The organism is Jiangella endophytica, from assembly GCF_003427025.1.
Taxonomy (GTDB): domain Bacteria; phylum Actinomycetota; class Actinomycetes; order Jiangellales; family Jiangellaceae; genus Jiangella; species Jiangella endophytica.
Genome location: NZ_QVAI01000003.1, coordinates 462,917 through 486,874 on the forward strand (window position 1 = coordinate 462,917; position 23,958 = coordinate 486,874).

Annotated in this window: 13 protein-coding genes; 9 read left to right on the forward strand and 4 right to left on the reverse strand. The window is 74.0% G+C overall.

All coding sequences use genetic code 11. The features are described 5' to 3' along the window. Positions 1-18 precede the first annotated feature (18 nt). The 3 genes from DZA62_RS09075 to DZA62_RS09085 form a co-directional block, all read right to left on the reverse strand. A complete protein-coding gene (locus tag DZA62_RS09075; RefSeq protein WP_198663568.1) occupies positions 19-1,386 on the reverse strand; it encodes a branched-chain amino acid ABC transporter permease in 1,368 nt (455 codons plus the stop codon). Positions 1,387-1,565: 179 nt separating this feature from the next. Further along, on the reverse strand, positions 1,566-2,315 hold the full coding sequence (locus DZA62_RS09080; protein ID WP_116948516.1) for a DUF554 domain-containing protein: 750 nt from the start codon (positions 2,313-2,315) through the stop codon (positions 1,566-1,568). A gap of 8 nt (positions 2,316-2,323) precedes the next feature. Continuing rightward, entirely contained in the window at positions 2,324-2,758 is a 435-nt protein-coding gene (locus DZA62_RS09085; protein WP_116948517.1) for a PaaI family thioesterase, read from the reverse strand. Positions 2,759-2,840: 82 nt separating this feature from the next. Here DZA62_RS09085 and polA point away from each other — a divergent pair, with 82 nt between their 5' ends. Both polA and DZA62_RS36280 read left to right on the forward strand, forming a co-directional pair. Next, positions 2,841-5,531: a DNA polymerase I gene (gene polA, locus DZA62_RS09090; protein ID WP_116948518.1), complete on the forward strand. Its 2,691-nt coding sequence runs from the start codon at positions 2,841-2,843 to the stop codon at positions 5,529-5,531. A 200-nt stretch (positions 5,532-5,731) separates the two neighbouring features. Next, positions 5,732-7,123, forward strand: a complete 1,392-nt coding sequence (locus tag DZA62_RS36280; protein WP_198663569.1) for a lytic transglycosylase domain-containing protein — start codon at positions 5,732-5,734, stop codon at positions 7,121-7,123. Positions 7,124-7,164: 41 nt separating this feature from the next. On the opposite strand, the gene DZA62_RS09105 is transcribed toward DZA62_RS36280, so the two are convergent. Then, positions 7,165-8,394, reverse strand: a complete 1,230-nt coding sequence (locus DZA62_RS09105) for a lipopolysaccharide biosynthesis protein (RefSeq protein ID WP_157987561.1) — start codon at positions 8,392-8,394, stop codon at positions 7,165-7,167. A 171-nt stretch (positions 8,395-8,565) separates the two neighbouring features. Here DZA62_RS09105 and DZA62_RS09110 point away from each other — a divergent pair, with 171 nt between their 5' ends. From DZA62_RS09110 to DZA62_RS37185, 7 genes are all read left to right on the forward strand, one after another. Then, positions 8,566-9,177, forward strand: a complete 612-nt coding sequence (locus DZA62_RS09110) for a hypothetical protein (protein ID WP_157987562.1) — start codon at positions 8,566-8,568, stop codon at positions 9,175-9,177. Then, entirely contained in the window at positions 9,174-11,975 is a 2,802-nt protein-coding gene (locus DZA62_RS09115) for a hypothetical protein (protein ID WP_116948522.1), read from the forward strand. The genes DZA62_RS09110 and DZA62_RS09115 overlap by 4 nt, the downstream gene beginning before the upstream one ends. A 265-nt stretch (positions 11,976-12,240) precedes the next feature. Beyond that, positions 12,241-14,151: a hypothetical protein gene (locus DZA62_RS09120; protein WP_116948523.1), complete on the forward strand. Its 1,911-nt coding sequence runs from the start codon at positions 12,241-12,243 to the stop codon at positions 14,149-14,151. 199 nt (positions 14,152-14,350) lie between these two features. Next, positions 14,351-15,595 carry a glycosyltransferase family 4 protein gene (locus DZA62_RS09125; protein WP_198663570.1) on the forward strand — a complete coding sequence of 415 codons (1,245 nt, stop codon included), beginning with the start codon at positions 14,351-14,353 and terminating at the stop codon, positions 15,593-15,595. 148 nt (positions 15,596-15,743) lie between these two features. Further along, entirely contained in the window at positions 15,744-16,382 is a 639-nt protein-coding gene (locus tag DZA62_RS09130; protein ID WP_269813863.1) for a class I SAM-dependent methyltransferase, read from the forward strand. A gap of 143 nt (positions 16,383-16,525) precedes the next feature. After that, positions 16,526-20,938, forward strand: coding sequence for an alpha-(1->3)-arabinofuranosyltransferase domain-containing protein (locus tag DZA62_RS09135; protein WP_198663571.1), 4,413 nt, complete (start codon positions 16,526-16,528; stop codon positions 20,936-20,938). Between the two features lie 235 nt (positions 20,939-21,173). Then, complete coding sequence (locus DZA62_RS37185) at positions 21,174-23,663, forward strand: DUF3068 domain-containing protein (RefSeq protein ID WP_116948527.1); 2,490 nt, start codon at positions 21,174-21,176, stop codon at positions 23,661-23,663. The last annotated feature ends 295 nt before the right edge of the window (positions 23,664-23,958 follow it).

A 23,958-nucleotide genomic window follows, 5' to 3' on the forward strand; every position in this document is an offset into this window, starting at 1 on the left:
GTCGTAGCTCCTTCCGCCTCAGCCGACCCGCTCGCGGCGGCCGAGGATGCCCTGCGGCCGGACCAGGAGGATCAGGATGAGCACGACCAGCACACCGGCCGTCTTGAGTTCCGATGGGACCACGTAGGCCGAGACCTCGATGAAGATGCCGACGACCAGCGCGCCGACCATGGCGCCCCAGGCGGTGCCGAGCCCGCCGAGGACCGTCGCGGCGAACACCAGCAGCAGGATCCGCATGCCCATGAGGTAGTCGACGCCCTGGATCATGCCGAAGAAGATGCCGGACAGGCCGGCCAGCCCGGTGCCCACCGTCCACACCACGGTGATGACGCGGTCGACGTTGATGCCGGAGGCGGCGGCCAGCGCCGGGTTGTCGGCGACGGCGCGGGTGGCCTTGCCCATGCGGGTGCGCGTCAGCGCCAGCGCGACGGCGGCCAGCAGCACGACGCAGATGCCCATGATGATGAGGTCGCGCGGTGTGATGCTGACGGGGCCGATGGAGATCGGGTCCTGGTAGGTGTACTCGTCGTAGGTCTCGCGGCCGCCGCCGATGATGAACTGCGTGAGATAGCGCAGGATCAGCGACACACCGATCGAGATGATCATCAGTGCGATCAGCCCGGTGGGTTTCTTGCGCAATGGTCTCCAGAACCCGCGGTCCTGGCCCCACCCGAAGAGGGCGCTGAGGATGGTGGCCAGTACGGCCGCCAGCAGGATCGGCACGCCGGCCTGGTTGAGCAGCAGCGCCGCGACGGCGCCGAAGACGATCAGTTCGCCGTGCGAGAAGTTGGTGAGGCCGGTGGTCCCGAAGACCAGCGACAGCCCCAGTCCGGCGAGGCCGAGGATGAGCCCGAACCGCAGGCCGCTGACGAACAGTTGCAGCAGCTGGTTGTTACCGCCGGTGGCGGTGAGGTCCTGCCCCGCCTCGGACTCCGCGCCGCTGCCGGACTCGGTGCCGCCCGGCGCCTCGCTCTCGCCCTCGGACGGCGCGGACTCCGATGGTGACGGCTGTTCGCCGCCGGTCTCGGGTGCGCCGATGCGGAAGAGGACGACCTTGCGCTGCTGCGGGTTGACCGTGGTCTCGATGGTCTCGCGGACGACGCCGGGCGCCGTCGGCGGCAGCGTCGCCGCGTCGAGCGTCACGGAGTAGTCGCCAGGGCCGGGCACGGGCACCGCCCAGGTGCCGTCGGCGGCGGTCTGCGCGGTCCCGATCTCGGTGCCGTCGGCGGAGGCGACCGAGATGGTGACGCCCGCGACGGGCGCGTCCTGGTAGGTGAGCGTGCCGTTGACCGTCTCGCCGCTGCCCTGGGCCACCGCGGGGGTGGCGAGCAGGACGGCGGCCAGGACAGCGAGCAGCGCTCCCAGACATCTGGCCAGCTTCTGCACGTGTGATGTACCTCCCGCTCCCAGGACCGGCCGCACGTGTGGCAGACACACGTCAGATCGGTCGTCCGATCGTCAGACGTTCGTGCCGGAGCATAACTCGCTTCTGGGACGCCGCCGTTGCCACGGCGTCGCCGAGTCCGGACCGATACCACATGGTGACGTTCGGGCATTCCCGCACGTCAGGTGCGAATGGCGGCGACAATACTGACAAGTAGGGGCGCCACGAGGAGAGCGGGCAGCAGATCACCGACGGGAAGCGGCTTCATCCGCAGCAGCCGCAGCGCCACGCCGACGAGTAGCAGCCCGCCGGTCGCCGTGATCGCGGACACATAGGCGTCGCCGAGCAGGCTCCCGGCGATCACGCCGACGAGCGTCAGCAGCCCCTGGACGACGGCGACGGCGATCGCGGAGGCCATGACGCCCCAGCCCAGCGACGCCGCGAACGCGACCGCCGCGAACCCGTCCATCGTCGCCTTGAGCGCCAGCTGGTCGTAGCCCAGGCCCATGCCGTCGGACAGCGACCCCAGGATGGTCAGCGGGCCGACGCAGAACAGCAGCGACGTGCTGACGAACCCCTCGACGAAGCGCCGCCGCGCCTCGCCGTCGCCGGCGCGCGACAGCCGCCGCTGCAGCCCGGACCCGACGTCCTCCAGCCGCGCCTCGATCCGCAGCAGCGAGCCGGTGATGCCGCCGACCAGCAGCGCCCCGAGCACGATCAGCACCGTCGCGGAGTCGCCCACGTCGGCGGCGAACCCGGCGTCCAGGACGGCGGCCGCGGAGATCGCGGCGATGAGCAGCGTGACCAGCCCGAGCGCGTCGGTGACGACATCGCGGGTGCGCTGCGGCAGGCGGTGGCCGACGAGCAGGCCGGCGGCCGAGCCGGCGACGACGGTGACGACGTTGAGGACGGTGCCGAAACCCGGGAACATGCGCGGCGTCAGGCGCCCGGTTCGATCGGGATCAGGAAGCAGGTGAGCCGCGCGGTGCAGACCCGCCGGCCGTCGTCGTCGGAGATGACGATCTCGTAGCTGGCCGAGCTGCGGCCGAGGTGTGCCGGAGTGGCGACCGCGGTGACGTGCCCGGACCGCACCCCGCGGTGGTGGGTGGCGTTGATGTCGACGCCGACGGCGTACTTGTCCGGCGCGCCGTGCAGGTTGGCCGCCACCGAGCCGACGCTCTCGGCCAGCACGCACGACGCGCCGCCGTGCAGCAGCCCGAACGGCTGGGTGTTCCCCTCGACCGGCATGCGGGCGACGACGCGCTCGGCGGTGGCCTCGACGTACTCGATGCCCATGCGGTCGTCCAGGGGAGCGGACGGCAGGCCGGGCTGGCGGTTGTACGCGGCGACGGAGTCACGGGCCGGTTCGGTCATGGCCGGACGATATCGCGGCACGGATGGCGGTCGTCCGGGCAGACCCTGCGACAATGTCGGAACCGGCTACTAGGGTTGCCGCGTGGTCGCTGCATCCGATTCTCCCCGCCTCCTGCTCCTCGACGGTCACTCGCTGGCCTACCGGGCTTTCTACGCTCTGAAGGACGCCAACCTCGTCACGACGACGGGCCAGCACACCGAGGGTGTGTACGGCTTCACCTCCATGCTCATCAACGTGCTGCGTGACGAAGCGCCCACGCACGTGGCGGTGGCCTTCGACGTGTCGCGCAAGACGTTCCGCAGCGAGAGGTTCCCCGAGTACAAGGCCAACCGCAGCAAGTCGCCCGAGGAGTTCAGCGGCCAGCTCGACCTCGTCAAGGAGGTGCTGACGGCGCTGCGCATCCCATACGTGGAGAAGGACGGGTTCGAGGCCGACGACGTCATCGCCACGCTGGCGACCATGGCCGAGAAGGACGGCCTCGACGTCTCCATCTGCACCGGCGACCGCGACGCCTTCCAGCTGGTCACCGATCGCGTCACGGTGCTCTACCCGCGACGTGGCGTGTCCGACCTCTCGCGCATGACCCCTGAGGCGGTGCAGGAGAAGTACGGCCTCACGCCGGCGCAGTACCCCGACTTCGCGGCGCTTCGCGGCGACCCCTCCGACAACCTCCCGAACATCCCGAGCGTGGGGGAGAAGACGGCCGTCAAGTGGGTGGTCGAGTTCGGCGACCTCGACCAGCTCGTCGCCCGCGCCGACGAGGTCAAGGGCAAGGCCGGCGACGCGCTGCGGGCCCACCTCGGCCAGGTCATGACCAACCGGCAGCTCACCGAGCTGGTCCGCGACGTCCCCATCGACGTCCGCATCGACGACCTCGCCCGGCAGACCTGGGACCGCGAAGAGGTGCACCAGCTCTTCGACACCCTCCAGTTCCGGGTGCTGCGCGACCGTCTCTACGAGTACCTCGAGCCCGACACCGCCCCCGAGGCCGAAGAGGGCTTCGAGATCGACGCGGTGCACCTGCGCCCCGGTGAGGTGGCCGGCTGGCTGGCCGAGCACCTCGGCCAGGGCCGGGCCGGCGTGTCGGTGCGCGGCCACTGGGCCCGCGGTTCCGGCGAGGTCACCGAGCTGGCCGTGGCGACGTCCGACGGCGCCGGCGCCTGGTTCGAGCCGGCCGACCTCACCCCCGACGACGACGCGGCCGTCGCCGCCTGGCTGGCCGACCCCGCGCGCGGCAAGGTCATGCACGACGCCAAGGGCCCCATGCACGCGCTGGCCGCCCGCGGCTGGCCGCTGGGTGGCCTGGCCGCCGACACCGAGCTGACGGCGTTCCTCGCGTTGCCCGGCCAGCGCTCCTACAACCTCGCCGATCTCGTGCTGCGCTTCCTCAGCCGCGAGCTGCGCGCCGAGGACGCCGGCGGCGCCGTCCAGCTGTCCCTCGACGGCGGCGACGAAGAGCAGCTGGGCGCCGACGAGACCGTCCGCGCCCGCGCCGTCCTCGACCTCGCCGAGGCGCTCGAGGCCGAGCTCGACAAGAAGGGCGGCCAGACGCTGCTCGAGCAGGTCGAGCTGCCGCTGGTCGGGGTGCTGGCCGGCATGGAGCGGGCCGGCATCGCCGTCGACCTCGACCACCTGCACGCGCTCGAGTCCGAGTTCGCCGGCAAGGTCGCGAAGGCCGCCGACGACGCCTACGACGCCATCGGCCGCCGCGACGTCAACCTCGGCTCGCCGAAGCAGCTGCAGGCCATCCTCTTCGACGACCTCGGCATGCCGAAGACCAAGCGCACCAAGACCGGTTACACCACCGACGCCGACTCCCTGGCCGAGCTGTACGCCAAGACCGAGCACCCGTTCCTCGCCGCGCTGCTGCGCCACCGCGACGCCTCCAAGCTGCGGGTCACCGTCGAAGGGCTGCTCGGCTCGGTCTCCGACGACGGCCGCATCCACACCACGTTCGTGCAGACCATCGCGGCCACCGGTCGGCTGTCGTCCACCGACCCCAACCTGCAGAACATCCCCATCCGCACCGACGAGGGCCGGCGCATCCGCGAGGCGTTCGTCGTCGGGGCGGGCTGCGAGGCGCTGCTCAGCGCCGACTACAGCCAGATCGAGATGCGCATCATGGCGCACCTCTCCGACGACCAGGCGCTGATCGAGGCGTTCGCGTCGGGCATGGACTTCCACTCCGTCACGGCGTCGCGGGTGTTCGACGTCCCGGCCGACGACGTCAGCCCCGCGCAGCGGGCGAAGATCAAGGCGATGAACTACGGCCTCGCCTACGGCCTGTCGTCCTACGGGCTGTCGCGGCAGCTGAACATCGCGGTCGCCGAGGCGCAGGGCCTCATGGACGAGTACTTCGAGACGTTCGGCGGCGTGCGCGACTACCTCAGCGAGGTGGTCGAGCGGGCCCGCATGGTCGGCTGGACCGAGACCATGCTGGGTCGCCGTCGCTACCTGCCCGACCTCACCAGCGAGAACCGGCAGCGCCGCGAGATGGCCGAGCGCATGGCGCTCAACGCGCCCATCCAGGGGTCGGCCGCCGACATCGTCAAGGTGGCGATGCTGCGGGTCGACCAGGCGCTGGCCACGGAGAAGCTGGCCTCGCGCATGCTGCTGCAGGTGCACGACGAGCTCGTCCTCGAAGTCGCCGAGGGCGAGCGCGAGCAGGTCGACGAACTCGTCCGGCGCGAGATGGGCGCGGCCTATCCGCTGCGGGTTCCACTCGACGTCTCGGTCGGAATCGGACGTACGTGGCACGAAGCGGGCCACTGAGTCGTCCGTGTAAACCACACGTTGGTCGGCTGTTTGCATTGTGGGGTAGACCGAACGGACGATCACATGCGAGGCTCGTGGGGACGTCGTGAGAACGGGAGTCCGCATTGCGACCAGTGTTCCGAGCAGCTGGGGCCGTCGTGGCGACATCGGGGGTCCTCTGCCTAGGCGGCGCGGCGGGACTCCCGGGACCGGCCCAGTTGGTCTCGTCCTCCGAGTATCCCGACGGCCACGACTCCGACGGCATCTATCAGGGCCGCGGCGACGCCATCATCTCCAGCGACCCCACTGACGGTCAGGCCTCGGTCACGGTGGTCGCCGACAATGCGGCCGCCGTCGCGGCCGGCTTCATCGTCGGCCCGAGCCCGTCGCCGGGCGTCATCACCCAGACACTCGCCAGCGGCCTCGGCATCCCCAGCATCGTGCTCGAGGCGTATCAGAGCGCCGCGGCGCAGATGACTCTCGAGAAGCCCGGCTGCGGCATCCGCTGGGAGATCCTCGCCGGCATCGGCAAGATCGAGTCCGGGCACGCCAACGGCGGCCAGGTCACGGCCGGCGGCGACGTCCAGCCGCGCATCGTCGGCCCGGCGCTCAACGGCAACGGCTTCGCGTCCATCGGCGACAGCGACGGCGGACGGTGGGACGGCGACACCGTCTGGGATCGCGCCGTCGGCCCGATGCAGTTCATCCCGGGCACCTGGAAGGCCTACGGCGTCGACGGCAACGGCGACAGCGTCGTCGACCCGCACAACATCTTCGACGCCACGCTCGCGTCCGCGCAGTACCTGTGCGCCGGTGGCGGCAACCTGGCCGACGAGGCGCAGCTGCGGGCGGCGCTGTTCCGCTACAACCCGTCGTCCACGTACGTCGACAACGTGATGGCCTGGATCCGCGCCTACGACAACGGCAACGGCTACGTCACCGAGACCCCGGGTCCTGGCCCGGCCGGTCCGCCGCTGCCGCCGCCGTCGACCGACGCGCCGAATCCGTCCGGCTCCCCGAGCCCGACACCCACGCCGCCGCAGGACCCGCAGCCGACGACGCCGCCGAACACCCCGCCGACGACGCCTCCGCCGTCGACGCCTCCGTCCACGCCGCCCACCACGCCGCCGCCGACCAACCAGCCGACGACGCCGCCCACATCGACGCCGACGCCCACGTCGTCGCCGACTCCCACCCCCACGCCGACTCGCACTCCCACGCCGACTCCCACGGAGACCCCGACGGAGACTCCCACGGAGACCCCGACGGAGACGCCCACCGAAGATCCGACGGAGACGCCCACCGAAGATCCGACGGAGACGCCCACCGAAGATCCGACGACGCCGCCGGGCGAGGAGCCCGACACCGACTGCCCGGAGGACACGGCAGTCGACCCGGCGACGGGTGAGGTGATCGATCCCGCGACGGGTGAGGTGGTCGACCCCGACTGCGAGACGCCGCCGTCCACCGAGCCGCCGACCATCACCGGCTCGCCGGCGCCCACCGAGGACTCGCCGTCACCGACCGTCGCCGAGACGCCGAACACCGCGACGCCCACGTCGCGCTCGACCAGCCGGCGTCGCTGGCTCGGCCGGCTCGGCGCACGCTGAGTTCCGGACGCCGCGTCACCTGACCGTTCCCGCGGGGGCGGTCAGGTGAGCGTCGCCGGGCTCTCGCCCCTGTCGTAGCGGCTCGGCGCGCCGAACCGCTCGCGGGCCAGCCCCCACAGCACGATCAGCCCGGCGGCGACCAGTCCCGGCAGCAGCACGCCGGCCAGCGTCGACGCCCACACCTCGACGGTCACCACGTAGCCGGCCAGCACGATCCACAGCACGCCGGTGGTCCACCGGTCCCGCTGCGCCAGGTGCGCGTACACCAGCAGGTGCGCCAGCGCGTACAGCGCGCCGAGGCCGGCGAACCCGGGCACCCACGGCACGACGTCGTCGTAGGACGGCCCGGCGACGAGGTCGACGGCGGGCTCGGCGACCAGCCAGCAGAGCACCGTCAGCGCCGCGCCGCAGCCCGCCACGGCGGCCACCCCGATCGTGACCGCGGTCCGCCGCCGGGCGGGGTCGGTCAGCGCGGGGAACGCCAGCATCGGCACGAACTGCGGCAGCCAGAACGCGATCTTGGTGAAGATCGACCCCGCCGCGTAGAGCCCGCTGATCTCCGGGGGCAGCACGTGCCGGGCGAGGATCACGTCGATGTTGGTGAGCACGACGAAGCCCAGCAGCATCGCGCCCGACGCCAGCGTTGCCCGGACGGCGAAACCGCCGCGCGACGACAGCAGCGACGACGGCCGCGCGACCAGCCAGGCCACGAGACCCGCGGCGGCGAAGCCGAGGGCGATGCCGATCAGCGCGCTGGTCGCGGTCGGCTCCAGCGCCATGCCGACCAGCCCGCCGCCGACCCGCAGCGCCGCCTGGACCGTCACCAGTGCCGCCAGCAGCCCGAAGCGCTCACGGCCCTGGATGATGCCCAGTGACGGCGCGGTGGCGGTGAGCGACGCGATCGCGACGGCCGCGGCGATCGCCGGCACCGGCGACGGCAGCTGCAGCACCGACTCGACGAGCGGGCTGAGCGCCGTCAGGCCGACACCGATGACGACGGCGAGGACCAGGCCGGAGCGGACCGCCGGCGCGACCGGCCGATCGGTGGCCGCCGCGCGCGCCGTCGTCGCTTGGACCGCCAGCGCCGCGACGTTGCCGACGATGATCAGCGCCAGCAGCGCGCTGAACGCGCCGAACTCGTGCGGCCCGAGCCGCCGCGCCCCGACCACCGTCAGCGCGTATCCGAGCAGGTTGGCGACGCTGGTGCCGAGTGCGAGCAGCCCGGCGGAGCTGCGCCCGGCACCGAGCAGGCGTCTGGCGAGCTGCGGCACGGGCCTATCGTGCCAGTCCGTCGCGCCGATCGGTCCAGGGTTGCCCGGCCTGTCCGGTTGTTCTTGCATGACCAAGTTTCTTGCCGGAAGTACTGGCGCAACTTGTTACTGACTGGTAAGAAGTCTCCTCATCGATGACGGTGGCCGCGGACGTCCGCCGGAGAGGAAGCGATGAGGGGCTATTTCCTGCCAGGAGTGTTCCTGGCCGTGGCGACCGGCGTGCTGGTCTTCGGTGGCGACTGGCTCGGGCTGGAACTGGAACACGTCGCCCTGCTCGGAGCGGCGCTCGGCGGGGCGACCGGCGTCGTGCCGGACCGCGCGCCGTGGGAGCGGGCGGCCGGACTGCTGGCCGGCGCGGTGCTGGCCTGGCTCGGCTACGCGCTGCGGGCCGCCTGGCTGCCGGACACTTCGGCCGGACGCGGCGTCGCCGCGATGCTCGTGGTGCTGGCCTGCCTGCTCATCGCGTTCCTGACCTCCGGCCGGCTGCCGCTGTGGTCGTTCCTCATCGGGGCGGCCGCGGTGGTCGGCTCCTACGAGGTCGCCTACACCGCCGCGCCGCCGGAGTTCGTCGAGACCTCGCCGACGGCACTCACGACCGTGCTGCTCGCGGCCGCGTTCGGCTTCCTCGCGACCGTGTTCCTCGGCAACACCATCGAGGAGGACCGGGCCCGCGAACGCGGCCGGTACGCCTCGGACGACGAACCGGACGCCGTCCAGCCCGAGCCCGGCGAGACCGCCGACGACACCTCGCGCGGCCCGTTCTGGGAAGGGGCGCTGCGATGAGCCGCCGGATCGCCGCGGCGGCCGCCGGAGCCGTGACCCTCGTGCTCGTGGTCGCGCCCGCCGCGGCCGCGGACGTCGACGTCACCAACACCGAGACCGTCCAGGTCTACCTGAACCCCGACGGCGGCGTGGACCGCGCCCGCGTCTACGACCAGCTCGACCTCACCGGCAGCGGCAGCGTCGACCTGCGCAACCCGGTCACCACCGACGGCCTGCGCAACCTCGACGGTTTCGGCGGCACCGACACCGAGGACGGCGAGGCGCTACTGCAGACTGACGTCGACGGCGAGCAGCGCCGGCGCACCGTCTCCGACTTCGCCGGCGAGCTGCCGCTGTCGGTGTCGGTGGAGTACCGGCTCGACGGCGAGGTCGTCGACGCCGGGGACGTCGTGGGAGAGTCCGGTGAGCTGGAGGTCCGCTACCGGGTCGTCAACGAGACCGGCGAGCCGCGCGAGATCGAGTACGACGACGGCACCGGCACCATGGTGAGCGCCGAGGAGGACGTCTACGTCCCCATGGTCGGCACGATGACCACCACCCTGCCGCCGTCGTTCACCAGCGTCAGCTCCGGCGAGGCGAACATGGGCGGCGACGGCCGGGGCGGCACCAGGCTGACGTACGCGCTGACCCTGTTCCCGCCGATCGGCTCGGCCGAGCAGGAGTTCGGCTACACGGCCGTCATCGAGGACGGCGTCATCCCGCGGGCGACGCTGTCGGCGCTGCCGGTGTCGCCGCTGGACAGCCCGACGTACGCGACCGGCGTCGCCGGGTACGAGGGCGGCATCGACTCCGGCATCGCGCTCACCGAGGGCGCGCAGACCATCGACGAGAACCTGCTGCGGCTGCGAGACGGCGCGGCAGACCTGCTCGGCGGGCTGATCCAGCTGCGCGACGGCGCGCAGGAGCTGAGCACCGGGCTGTCCGACCAGGCCGCGCCGGGCGCTCGCGAGCTGGCCGACGGGCTCGGCGACCAGCTGGCGCCGGGTGCGCGCGAGCTGCAGGCCGGCGCGCAGGTGTTCTACCAGGGCGTCAACGGCGAGCTGGCGCCGGGCGCGGCGCAGCTGTCCGAGGGCGCCGGCGTGCTGGCCGAGGGCCTGGCGGAGCGGCTCGTGCCGGGCGCTGGGCAGCTCGCCGACGGTGGAGCGGAGCTCGCCGAAGGGCTGCGGGGCCGGCTCGCGCCGGGCGCGAACCAGCTCGCCGACGGCGCCTCCGACGCCGCCGACGGGGCCGGGCAGCTGGCCGAGGGCCTCGAGACCGCGGGCGACCGCGCGCCGGAGCTCATCGGCGGGCTCGAGCAGGTCGGCTCCGGCCTGGACCGCGTCGATGCCGGCCTCACCCGCCTGTACGACGGCGTCGGCGGCCTGCCCGAGCAGGCGCAGCCGCTGGTCGACGGCATCGCCCGGCTGCGCGCCGGCATCGGTGACGTCGACGACGGCGAGACGTTGCTCGGCGGGCTGGAGACGATCCGGGTCGGCCTCGAGGAGCGTGCGGTCCCGGCGCTGCAGCAGATGGCCGAGGGCGTCTACCACGAGTCCGCCTCGGAGCCCGGCGCCTACCAGCGCCTCGGCTGCGCCGTCGTCGTCCTCCAGGACATCGCCGACCGGAAGACCAGCGGGTTCGGGCCGCCCTGCTACACGCCCGAGCAGGCGGTGCTGCTGAACACGGCCCGCCCGACGCTCGGCTACGACGTCGACGTCATCACCGACCAGGTGCTGGCCGGGCTGCGCGATCAGCTCGCCGACGGCCGCGGCGCCCTGGCCAACCCGGACGACCCCATGGACCAGGACACCCTCTACGGCGGGCTCAACACCCTGGAGGCCGCTCTGACGAGTGGCGACGGGGTCCTGCGCGGCCTGCTGCGGCTGCAGTGCGGCCTGTCCAACCGGTCCACCGACGTCTGCGACCGCGACGAGCCGGGCCTGCTGCAGGGCCTGAACCTGCTCGACGACGGCGTCGGGCAGCTGGTCAGCGGCGTGGTCGGGTCGGTGCAGGGCGGCATCGGCCAGCCCGACGACCTCCCGGCCGACGAGACCCTGCGCGGCGGCGTCAACGGCCTCAGCGACGGCGTCGACCAGATCATCGCCGGCGGCAACGCGCTGGTCTCCGGGCTGATGCAGCTCACCGACGGGGCCCACCAGCTGCACGACGGCAACCTGCGGATCTCCGAAGGGGCCGGCGAGCTGGCCACCGGCGCGCAGGATGCCGCCGACGGCGCGGGCCGGATCGCCGACGGCGCGGGTCAGCTCGAGGACGGCGCCCGCGACGCCGCCGACGGCGCCGGGCAGATCGAGGACGGCGCCGGCCGGCTCTCCGAGGGCGCCCAGGACGCCGCCGACGGCGCGGGGCAGATCGCCGACGGCGCGGATCAGCTGGCCGACGGCGCCGACGAGGCCGCGGTCGGGGCCGGAGTGCTGGCCACCGGGCTCGAGGACGCCGCCGACGGCTCCGTCCAGATCTACGACGGCCTGCTCCAGGCCGCCCAGGGCGCGCCGCAGCTCGTCGACGGCGCCCAGCGGCTGTCCACCGAGGGCGCGTCGCAGCTGGCCGGCGCCGGACAGGAGACCGCGGCCGACTTCGGTACCCGGTACGCGCTGCTCGAGGCCGGCGCCGATCGGGCGAAGAACGAGGCGCTGGTCAACGGCGCGCCGGCGGGCGCGACGCTGAAGACGGCGTTCACCTTCGAGATCCCTGAGGTGAGCGGCGAGGGCGGCCGCAACGTCACCCGCGGTGTGGTGGCGCTCGGCGTGTTCGCGGCCGCTGCCGCCGCGGCGACGTTCGTCCGCAGCCGCCGCACCTGAGGACGCGGGGCGGCCGCCACGCCCCCCGGTGGCCGCCCCGTCTCACCCGTCCGGATACGCCGCCGCCTTCGCCGCCACCCGAGTTGATCATGGAGAAGTACAGCTTCCGGTTCAGCGGGAAGCTGTACTTCTCCATGATCAACTCGGATTCGGGGAGTTGGACCGCGTCGTACCGGGCTGTGGGAGAGCTGGCCGAATCGCCCCGTGCGCCGCCGCCGCGACCGTTATGCTCGCGGCAAGGTCGATCATGCGGGGAGGAGCTGGTGTGACCGCCCCGCAGGCCGTCGCCCGTCGCGACGCAGCGCCCGACAGCGGGGCCCGGCACCGGCGGGCGCACCGCGGCGACTGGATCCTGCTCTGCTGGTGCGTCCTGCTCACGGCCGTCATGCTCGGCCCGCTGGCGGCGCCCGGCTACGTGCTCTCCTACGACATGGTCGCGGTGCCGGACCAAGCGCTGTTGCCGTCGTCCGTGGGGCTGAGCAGCGCGGTGCCCAGGGCCGTCCCGCTCGACGCCGCGGTCGCGCTGGCCGACTCCGTGCTCACCGGGCAGCTTGTGCAGAAGCTGGCGCTGGCCGGCATCGTGCTCGGCGCGGCCCTCGGCGCCGGGCTGGCGCTGCCGACGGTCCGCACGGGGACGCGGCTGGTCGCGGCGTCGGTCTATGTCTGGAACGCCTACGTGTTCGAGCGGCTGGTCATCGGGCACTGGCCGACGCTGATCGCGTACGCCGCGCTGCCGTGGCTGCTGATCCTCGGCCGCCGGGTCCGCCGCGGCCGGACCTCGGCCCTCGCGCCGGCCGTGCTGCTGGCCGGGGTGTCCGCGCTGACGCCGACCGGCGGGCTGCTCGCGGCGGCGCTGTTCGGCGCGCTGCTCCTCGCTCCGGGCGGCCGGCACGGCCGGCGCACGCGTGTCCTGGGTGCCGTCGCCCTCCTGCTGCTCCAGGCGCCGTGGGTGGTCCCGTCCGTCCTGCGGCCCGACCCGGCCGTCTCCGACCCGTCCGGCGTCGCCGCGTTCGCCGCCGCCTCCGACTCGCCGCTCGGCCTGCTCGGCAGCCTGCTCACGCTCGGCGGCATCTGGAACGGGGGCGTCGTCCCGGACAGCCGGGCACTGCCGTCCGCGCTGGCCCTGACGGTGGTCGTGCTGGCGCTCGCGGTGTTCGGCGCGACGGAGCTGCGCCGGCACCTGGGCCGCGCGGAGCTGGCGACGCTGGGCGCGCTGGCCGCCACCGGCTTCCTCGTCGCGGTGAGCAGCGCGCTGCCGGGCGGCGGGAGCGTCCTCGAATGGCTGGTGTCTGAGGTCCCCGGCGGCGGGCTGATCCGCGACGGGCAGAAGTTCCTCGCCTGGTACGCGCTGCTGGTCGCGCTCGCCGCTGCCGCGGGTGCCGCCCGGCTGGTCCGGCTGGCCGCGAGCAGCGCCGCCACGGCCGCCGGCACCGCCCGCGCTGACACGAGCAGCGCCGCCACGGCCGCCGGCGCCGCCGCGAACCGCACGACGTTGTCGGCCCCCGCCCGTAGGGTGGGTGGCCCACCCGGCCGGGCGGGGTCTGGCGTCGCGGTCGCGGCCGCGCTGATCCCCGCTCTACTCCCCATCGCGGCCCTGCCCGACCTCGCGTGGGGGGCGGCCGGCCGGCTCGAGCCGTCCAGCTACCCGGCGGCGTGGTCCGACGTCAGGGCGGCCATCGACGGCGGCCACGGCGACGTCGTCGTCCTGCCGTACCAGCCGTTCCGCCGCTTCTCCTGGGCCGGCGACCGCACGGTGCTCGACCCCGCTCCGCGGTACCTCGGCGTCGAGGCCGTCGTCCCGGACGCGCTGCCGGTCGGCGATGCCGTCGTGCCGGGGGAGGACCGCCGGGCCGCGGAGGTCGCCGCAGCGCTCGACGGCGACGATTCTGCGGGCGAGCTTGCCGTCCTCGGCGTCGGCTGGGTCGCGGTCGAGCGGGACACCCCGGGCGCCGTTCCGGACGGACTCCTCGAATCGCTCGAATCGGTCGAAATCAACGGGACGTTCGACCTCTATCGCGTTCCGGGTGTCATAGGCACGTGGACCCGCATTCCGCCCGCAGCGCCAGTCATTGCCGCCGATATCGTCTTTTCGGTCATTCTCGTCGTCGCATCGGCTGATGTTGCTCGAAGGGCCTTCTCTCGGCGACGACGGTCGTTACGCTCCCAAGAGTCGTGATTTCCGCACCGCTCGAGGAGTGCATTCGTTCATGGGCAATTTCGGAGGCGTTGTCGCCGCCATTGTGGGAGTGGTGCTCGCCGGTCTGACCGTCGTCACCGCCGTGAACGTGAGCCAGCCGAGCGACGCCGACGACGTCAGCCACGAAGAGCTGATCAACTACGACGACAACTGACCCGGCGTCAGCGAAAACATCACAGTGCATTCCCCGGAGACCCTGGTCGAGTCGCGCCCATTGCGCGTCGTGCTGCTCAACTGGCGCGACACCACCCACCCGGAGGGTGGCGGCTCGGAGCGCTACGTGGAGAACGTCGCCGCCGGCCTGGCTGCCGCCGGGCACGAGGTCACGTTCTTCTGTGCGGCCCATCCGGGCGCGCCGAAGGTGGAGCGGCGCGACGGCTACCGGATCGTGCGGCGCGGCGGGAAGTTCTCCGTCTACGCGCATGCGGTCCGGATGCTGGCCAGCGGGGCACTCGGGCGGCCCGACGTCATCGTCGACGTGCAGAACGGCATTCCGTTCTGGAGCCGCCTGGCCGCCCGGTGCCCCGTGGTCGTCCTCGTCCACCACGTCCACCGCGAGCAGTGGGGGGTCGTCTACGGCCGTGCCACGGCCCGGCTGGGCTGGTGGCTGGAGTCCCGGCTCGCGCCCCGCGTGTACCGGAACTCCCGCTACGTCACCGTCTCGGAGATCACCCGGACGGAACTCGCCGAGCTCGGGGTCGGTCCCGAGCGAGTGGACGTCGTCCACAACGGCACCGCGCCGGCACCGGCCACGACGACGCCGCGGTCCGATGCGCCGCGCATCTGCGTCCTCGGCCGCCTGGTGCCGCACAAGCGGGTCGAACACGCCCTGCGGGTCGCGGCCCGGCTTCGTGCCAGCCGGCCCGGCCTGCGGGTGAGCGTCATCGGCGACGGCTGGTGGTCCGAGCGCCTCACCGCCGAGGCCGAGCGGCTCGGCGTCGACGACATCACCGACTTCCTCGGCTTCGTCGACGAGCGGGCCAAGCACGAGGAGCTGGCCCGCAGCTGGCTCATGCTGGCGCCGTCGGTGAAGGAGGGCTGGGGGCTCACCGTCGTCGAGGCGGCCCAACACCAGGTGCCCACCATCGGCTACCGCAGTGCCGGCGGTCTGGCCGAGTCGATCGTCGACGGCGCCACCGGCCTGCTCGCCGACGACCTCGACGGCCTCACCGCGGCCACCGACGAGCTGCTCGCCGACGCCGTCCGTCGCACCGCGCTGGGTCGCGCCGCCGCCGCCCGCGCCGCGACGTTCACCTGGGACCAGACGGTGCGATCGTGGGACGCGCTGCTGCGCCGCACCGTCGCCGAGGCGCCGGCCGAGCGGTCCGCCCGCCGGGTCGCCGCGGCCACCGCCGGCGTCGCGCTGGACCCGCACCGGGTGCCCGTCGGCGCCAACGGCGGGCCGTTCTTCCACCAGTCGTGACGAATCGCCACAACCGCCACGGTAATTGTCGTAATGTGCCGACGTGCTCCTCACCGAATCCCCGGGCCATACAGCGACGCTGAGCCGTTCGGTCCGGCTGTTTCGGGCATTTCTCTCCGAGCAACGTGACCCGGATCATTTCTATGGGGTGCTGGCCGCCGACTCTATTACGCAATTGTCCGATTATGCCGATTTGCGGGGAGCGTTGGTGCTCGACGTCGGTGGCGGGCCGGGCTATTTCCGCGAGGCGTTCGGCCGGGCCGGTGCCCGCTACGTCTCCGTCGACAGCGACCTCGGTGAGCTGTCCGCCCGCGGCCGGCCCGAGCCGGGCACCGTCATGGGCAGCGGCATGGCGTTGCCGATCCGCGACGAGGCCGTCGACGTCTGCTACTCGTCGAACGTCCTCGAGCACGTGCCGGACCCCTGGGCGATGGCCGAGGAGATGCTGCGGGTGACCCGGCCCGGCGGCGTCGTCTTCCTCTCGTTCACCGTCTGGCTGTCGCCGTGGGGCGGGCACGAGACCGCGCCCTGGCACTATCTCGGCGGTGAGGCCGCCGCCCGCCGGTACGCGAGCCGGCACGGGCACGATCCGAAGAACCGCTACGGCACCAGCCTGTTCCCGGTCTCCGTCTCCGACGCGCTGCTGTGGGCGCGGCACACCCCGAACGGCGAACTGCTCGAGGCGTTCCCGCGCTACCACCCGTGGTGGGCGCGGGGCGTCGTCCGCGTGCCGGGCCTGCGTGAGCTCGCGACGTGGAACCTCGCGGTGGTGCTGCGCCGCCGATGACCGCACAGTCTTCTGGGGCGACTGACGTCGGACCTCGCGGTCGGCTACCCCGTCGGCGCGCGCCGCGCCGACGGGGTACCCGACCGGCGTGGCGGCTGCCATTCGTCCGTGGCGCTTCGCGCCGTCACCTGCCGGCGTGGCACGTGCAGCTCGCCGTCTGCTGCCTCGGGCTGATCGCGCTGGCGTTCCGGCAGGCGCCCGGGCAGATCGTCCCCGACACCAAACTCGACCTCACCGCCGACCCGGCCGGGTTCCTGCAGCGCGCGCTGCACCTGTGGGAGCCGGCCGCCGCGTTCGGGCAGCTGCAGAACCAGGCCTACGGCTACCTGTGGCCGATGGGCCCGCTGCACCTGGCGGGCGACCTCGCCGGGCTGCCCGCCTGGATGGTGCAGCGGCTGTGGTGGTCGCTGATCCTGGTCGCGGCGTTCCTCGGCGTGGTCCGGCTGGCCGGCGAGATGGGCATCGGCCGCTCGTGGACCCGGCTGCTCGGCGGCCTGGTGTACGCGCTGGCGCCGCGGATCCTGGTCTCGCTGGGAGCGGTGTCGATCGAGGCGTGGCCCACGGCGCTGGCTCCGTGGGCGCTGATCCCGCTGGTCCGGGCCTGGCGCGGTGGTCCGGTCGTGCGCAACGCGGCGCTGTCGGCGCTGGCCGTCCTCTGCATGGGCGGGGTCAACGCGGCGGCGACCGCCGCCGCCGTCATACCCGCCGGGCTCTGGCTGCTGCTGGCGCCGCACTGGCCCGGGCGCTGGCGGTTCGCGGCGTGGTGGGTCGGCTGCTGCGCGGCGGTGACGGTGTGGTGGTGGGTGCCGCTGCTGCTGCTCGGGTCCCACAGCCCGCCGTTCCTCGACTGGATCGAGACGGCCGGCAACACCACCCAGCACACGTCGCCGATCGAGGTGCTGCGCGGCAACGACCACTGGCTGTCCTACCTGTCCGTGGCCGGCGGTCCGCAGTGGCCGGCCGGCTGGCTGCTGGCCAGCGAGCCGGTGCTGATCCTGCACACGGTGCTGATCGCGGCGATCGGGCTGGGCGGGCTGGCCCGGCGCGACATGCCCGGGCGGCGGGTGTTCCTCACCGGCGCGGTGCTCGGGCTGGCGCTGGTGTCGGCCGGGTACGTGGGCGCCGCGGCCGGGCCGCTGGCGGCGACGGTGCGCGAGCTGCTGGACGGGCCGCTGGCGCCGTTCCGCAACGTGCACAAGTTCGACGTCGTCCTGCGGCTGCCGCTCGCGCTCGGGCTGGCGCACGCGCTGTCGATGCTGCGGGTGCCGGCCATCTCCGTGCGCCGGTTCCGGGTGCTCGTCGTCGGTCTCGCCGTGGTGGTGATCGCCGGGGTGGCGACGCCCGCGCTGGCCGGACGGCTGCCGCAGGCGGGCTCGTACGACGCGATCCCGGGCTACTGGCACGAGGCGTCGGACTGGCTGGACGAGAACGCCGGCACCGGGCGGGCGCTGCTGGTGCCGGGCGCGTCGTTCGCCGAGTACACCTGGGGCGCGCCGCGCGACGAGCCGCTGCAGGCGCTGGGCGACACCCCGTGGGCGGTGCGCGACTCCGTCCCGCTCTCGTCGGCGGGCAACATCCGGTTGCTGGACGCCGTCGAGACGCGGCTCGCGGCCGGCGACGGTGGCGCGGGCGTCGTCGACACGCTGCGCCGCGCGGGCGTCACCCACCTCGTCGTCCGCAACGACCTCGACCGGTCCCGCACCGACGCGCCGCGCGCCGCGCTCGTCCACCAGGCCATCGCCGACCTGCCCGGCGCCGAGCGGGTCGCGGCGTTCGGCCCGCAGGTCGGCGCGACCGACGACCCCGCTGCGGCGTCGGACTCGCGGCTGGACGTGCGGTACCCGGCCGTGGAGGTCTTCGCCGTCGCCGACCCCGAGGTCGATGAGCACCGCGTCCACGCCTACCCGCTGGACGGCACGCTGCGGATGTCCGGCGGGCCGGAGTCGCTGCTGACGGCCGGAGACGCCGGGCTGCTGGACGGGCGGGCGGCGTTCGTGGCCGGCGACGGCGCCGGCATCGCCGACCCGAACCCGGTGCCGGTCGTCACCGACGGCCTGCGCCGCCGCGCCGTCTGGTTCGGGGCCAGCCGCGACAACACCACCGAGGTCCTGCGGGCCGGCGAGGACGGCGGCCTGGGGCGGGTGGTGCGCGACTTCCTGCCGTCCGGCGACGACCTCGCGCGCGAGACCGTCGCCGTCGTCGACGGGGTCGCGTCGGTGACGGCGTCCTCGTCCGGCTCGGACCCGCGGGCGACGATGGCGCGCGGCGCGGAGAACTCGCCATGGGCCGCCGTCGACGACGATCTCGGCACCAGCTGGGTGTCGGGGGAGTACGGCAGCGCCGTCGGGCAGTGGCTGGAGATCACCTTCGACGAGCCGCGCCGCGTCCCCTCCGTCGAGCTGACGCCGCTGACCGGCGGCCCGGTGAGCGCGCCGTTGCGGCGCGTCGCCGTCCAGACCGACACCGGGATCCTGGAGAGCGACCTGAGCCCCGGCGACGACGCGCAGGTGCTCGCGGTCCCGTCCGGCGAGACCAGCACACTGCGCGTGACCGTCGTCGCCGTCGGCGAGGGCACCGTGAGCGGCGTCGGCATCCGCGAGCTCACCGTCCCCGACTTGAAGGTGACCCGCACGCTCGCCGTGCCGGCCGTGACCGAGGCGGACCTCGGCGGCTCGGCGTCCGGCGACCCGGCGCCGGCCACGCTGGTCTTCGCCGTCGCCGACGGCCGCCGCGGCGAGTGCGTCGCGACGGCGACCGGCGACACCGACGTCGCGCGGTGCGCCCGGCAGCTGGCCCGGCCCGGCGAGGAGAACCGCGACCTGCGCCGCAGCGCCGAACTCGCGGCCGCCGCGGACTACGAGGCCGAGCTGACGGCGCGCCCGCGCCCCGGCCGGTCGTTGGAGGAGCTGCTCGCGCCCGATGCGGACGCGATCGTGGCGACCGCCAGCTCGCGGGCCGTCACCGACCCGCTCGGCCGCCCGCAGGCCGCCGTCGACCACGATCCCGGCACCGGCTGGGTGGCCGCGCCCGACGACGAGTCACCGTCGCTGACGCTGACCTGGGGGCCGCGGCGCACCATCGAAGGGCTGCGACTGCAGGTCGAGCCATGGCTGGCGGCGTCGCGGCCCAGCCTGGTCGAGGTGCGGGCCGGCGAGGCCCGGTTCCAGACGGACGTCGGCGACGACGGCGCCGTCACGTTCCCGGAGCCGGTGCGCACCGACGAGCTGACCATCCAGATCGTCGAGGTCGCCGAGGTCGAGGACCGGGACCCGGCGTTCGGGCTGCGCTCGGTGCTGCCGGCCGGGGTGTCCGAGGTCGAGGTGCTGGGCGCCGACGACCTGCGGCTGCCGGTCGACGAGTCGCGCACGGTGAACATCGCCTGCGGTGACGGCCCGGAGCTGGTGGTCGGCGGGTCGTCGGTGACCACGCGCGTCGAGGCGACCGTCGGCGACCTGCTGCGCGGGCGGCGGCTGGACGTGCTGCCCTGCGGCGACGGCGCCGAGCCGGTGCCGGTGGACGAGGGGGCACTCGACGTCGTCGTCCGGTCCACGGGCGCCGTGCGGCCGGAGTCGGCGACGCTGCGGCCGGTCGACGAGCTGCCGGAGCCGTCGTCGTCCCTGGACGTCACCGTCCAGACCTGGGATGCGGCGGCGCGCGAGGTCGTCGTGCCGGTCCGCGACGAGCCCGCCGTCCTCGCCGTCACGGAGAACCTCAACACCGGTTGGACTGCCACCCTCAACGGTGAGGCGCTGGAGCCGGTGCGGCTGGACGGCTGGGCGCAGGGGTTCGTGCTGCCCGTGGGCTCGGCCGGCGTGGTGCGGCTGACGTACGGGCCGGACGGCCCGTACCGCTGGGCGCTGCTGGCCGGGCTGGGTGCCGTGCTGGTCGTCGGCGTGCTGGCCTGGCGGGGAACCCGCGTGCCCGCGGCGCCGTCGCCGGTGCCCGCCCAGCGGGTGTCCGGCGAGGCGGTCGCCGCCGGTGGCGGGCGCCGGGCGCGGCGGACGGTGCCGCTCGGGGCCGGCGCGCCCACCCGGCCGGTGACCGCCCGGCCGACGGCCAGGCCACTCGCCCGGCATCGCCGGCAGCGGGCCGCGCCGATCATCGTGCTCGGCGCCGCCGTGCTGGTCCTGATCGGCGGGGCGGCCGGGCTGGCCGCGGCCGCCGTCGGCGCCGTCGTCCTGCTCGCCGGGCCGGGGCGGCCCTGGCTGACCCGGCTGGCGCCCGCTCTCGCCGCCGGGGCCGTCCTGCTCGCCGGCTTCGTCGTCGCGCTGCGGCCCTGGCCGGGTCCGTCGCCGGGCGCCCACTCCGGCGTCGCGCAGGGGCTGGTGCTGATCGGGATCGCCCTCGCCGTCATCGGCTCGGTGGCCTGGCAGCGCGCGGGGAGCGTCCCCGAGGACGACGAGTTCGTCCGGATCGACGCGATGCTCGACCCGGCCGCCGAGTACCGGCCGCCGGAGCGGACCGCCGAGCCCGGACACGGGGACGAGCCGGCCCGGCTCAGCGCGTCGGTGGCACGACGGTCGCGGTCGTCGTCGCGAGCGAAGGGGCCGAGGTGACCGAGCCCAGGCAGCCGCAAGCCCAGCGACTTGCCCGGCAGCCGCGCGACGGTGCTCGAGCAGCTCGTCAAGGGACTCCGGCGCCGCTCTGATCGGGCGCGATGTTGCCGAGTGGCATGCACAGGCGCGGATCGGAGGGTAGTTTCACGAAGAGCCCCCGCGCCGCCCCGGGGCCGCGCCCGGCGGTGGTCTCACGCGGGCCGCGCGGAGACCCCGATCCGAGGAAGGCTTGTCCATGCGGCGCAGTATCGGCCTGGTCCTGGTGGGACTGGGCGTGTTGATGTTGGTGCTCGCGCCGATGTCACGCTGGTACGCCTACCCGCGGCTGGCGGTCGTCTCCAACGACGTCGCCGAGCGGGTGTCCACCGGCTCCGACGTCACCGTCCTCGACCTCGGCGCCGTCGTGCGCCAGGAGCCGGAGGTCGAGCGCGTCACCGACGTCCGCTCCGTCCGGCGGATCATCCCCGACCGGGGCGACAGCACCGACGACACCGCCGTCTGGGACACCAGCGTCACCAACTTCGACGGCCTCGGCGCCGGGGCGACCCCCGAGGAGAACGTGCTCTCGTACTTCGAGGAGCGGGTCGCGTTCGACCGCCACACCGGCGACTCCGTCGACGGCCACGACCAGTACTACACGCCCACCGGCGAGCGCGCCGACCGCGTCGAGGTCGACCACGAGGGCTACTACTTCAAGCTGCCGTTCGGCACCGAGGAGCGGTCGTACCCGTTCTGGGACTCCACCATCCAGGAGGCCCGGCCCATGCAGTTCCAGAACGAGACCACCCTCGAAGGCCTGTCGGTCTACGTGTTCCAGCAGGTCATCGAGCCGACGCCGGTGTCGGCGCTGGAGATCCCCGGCGCTCTGTTCGGCCAGGCCGGGTCGATCGTCGCCGACCGCATCTACAGCAACACCCGCACCATCTGGGTCGAGCCGCACACCGGCGCGATCATCAAGGGCCAGGAGGAGCAGGACTCCTACCTCGACTTCGAGGGCACCCGCGGCCCGACGATCGTCCAGGGCACGCTGACCTACACCGACGACCAGGTCACCGCCAACATCGACGAGTTCTCCTCGAGCGCCGACCGCCTCGAGCTCGTCCGCGACACCGTCCCGATCGCGGCCGCGGCCGGTGGCCTCGTGTTCGTGGTCCTCGGCCTGCTGCTCGCCCGCCGCGGCGCCTACCACGGCAAGCGCCGGGCGCCCGGCCTGGAGGACGACGGTCCGGACGGGCCGGGTGGGTCCGGCGGGTCCGGGGCCGGTGCCGTCGCGGCTGCCGCGCCGGGGGTCGTCACGCGGCCGGCCGAGGACCGGATGCCGCTGCGGCAGCGGCCACGCGCCCAGGAGTCGGTCGGGCAGTCCCGCTACCAGCCGGCCCACGACGACCGCTACGACGACGGCGGGCATGGCGGCGGTGACGACCGCCGGTACGGGGAGCGGCCGCGGTACGAGGACGCGGCGGCGGCCGCCCCGGCCCCGGCGGCGGAGCAGCCCTACGCCGACCCGCCTGTTGAGCAGCAGCCGCGGCTGCACGGCGAGACCGCCCGCGGCGCCGGGTACGGCCGCTGGGACGACCAGGCCGGCGAGTACGGCACCGCCGGCCAGGCCGCCCACGCTGCCCCGGCCCACGCCGGCGGCTGGGACGAGCAGGCTGACGGGTACGGCACCGCCGGCCAGGCCGATGAGTACGACACCGCCGGCCAGGCCGCACGAGCCGACCAGATCGCGCCGGCCGGCCCGCCCGCTGCGGCCGACGACGCCCGCTGGTCCGAGTCCCGCGGCTGGGACGAGCAGGCCGGTGGGTACGACACCGCAGGTCAGGACGCCTACGCCGATCAGTCGGCGGCGGAGGGGCACCGCGACCAGTTCGCGCCGGGCGTCCGCCCTGACCAGGCCGACGAGTACGGCAGCGCCGGCGAAGCCACTCAGGCCGGCCAGCTGGCACAGCCCGGCCAGCCGGCACCGCCGCAGCAGACCACGGGGGAGCGCCAGCTGGACCAGCGAGCCACCCAGTCGCTGCCGCGTCGCCGCCCCCAGACGGGAGCCGTCCGGCCGCCGGTGGGACGGCAGCAGGCCCAGGCACAGTCGGCGCAGTCGCTGCTCGGCCAGTCGCCGACCGGCCCGCTCACGCCCGACCACCCGCAGGACTTCGAGCCCGACCGCCCGCAGGACCGCGTGCCCGACCAGCCGCAGGACCGCGTGCCCGGCCGCCCGCAGGACGACCGCTCGCCGGCCCGGCCGGCGGCCGATGGCGCCGCGCCGGTCCAGTCGACCGACAGCCGCGACGCCCATCCCGACCAGGGCGAGTCCCACGACACCCGGGCTCACGACGCGCGGGCTCACGACAGCCGCTCCGAGGACCGCCGGCCAGCGACGTCGTCCGCTGCGGAGTCCGCCGAGTCCGTCCACCTGGACCGGACCCGCGCCGACCTCGCCCGGCTCGAGCAGGCGCGTGCGGAGCTGGCCCGGTTCGCCCAGGAGCACCCCGACCTCGCCCCGGCCGACCAGAACGCCGCCGAGTCGCCGAGCCCCCATCCGGCGCCCGCCGAGCCTGAGCCGACGCACGCCGCGACCCCGTCCCAGACCGCCGGCGCACCCGACGACGGCGCGACGTCGCGGCCCGCCACACCCGCCCAAGGCCGTCGCCGCGCCCGCGACGACGAGGGCCTGTTCGACGAGTTCGACGAGGACGGCCAGTCCGCGGGCAGCCTGCACCGCTACTGACGGCGACGTCTCATACGCCGTTCTGCCTGCGCCGATGCAACGCGATCCCATCCGGTCGAAGGGGAGTATTCTGGTGCGCAACGAGGAACGGGGGCATGACGCCCAGTGACCCCATAGCCGAATCGTTCGCCGTGATCAACTCGCGACCTTGCGCCGATTGACCCTGGTCGTCGCGGGCAGGTAATCTATGTGTGCGCTGTGGGCCTGCGCGAACCTCGGACGGAGCAGGCTCGCGCTCGTTATTGTCGGTTGGCGGCACAGGGGATACAGCACCTGGTCGGTGATGGCACAGCGA

Excerpts from the sequence above, each read along its gene's own strand:
- DZA62_RS09080 (WP_116948516.1), bottom strand. The coding sequence starts at position 2,315 with ATGTTCCCGGGTTTCGGCACCGTCCTCAACGTCGTCACCGTCGTCGCC.
- DZA62_RS09085 (WP_116948517.1), bottom strand. The coding sequence starts at position 2,758 with ATGACCGAACCGGCCCGTGACTCCGTCGCCGCGTACAACCGCCAGCCC.
- DZA62_RS09110 (WP_157987562.1), top strand. The coding sequence starts at position 8,566 with ATGAGGGGCTATTTCCTGCCAGGAGTGTTCCTGGCCGTGGCGACCGGC.
- DZA62_RS09115 (WP_116948522.1), top strand. The coding sequence starts at position 9,174 with ATGAGCCGCCGGATCGCCGCGGCGGCCGCCGGAGCCGTGACCCTCGTG.
- DZA62_RS37185 (WP_116948527.1), top strand. The coding sequence starts at position 21,174 with ATGCGGCGCAGTATCGGCCTGGTCCTGGTGGGACTGGGCGTGTTGATG.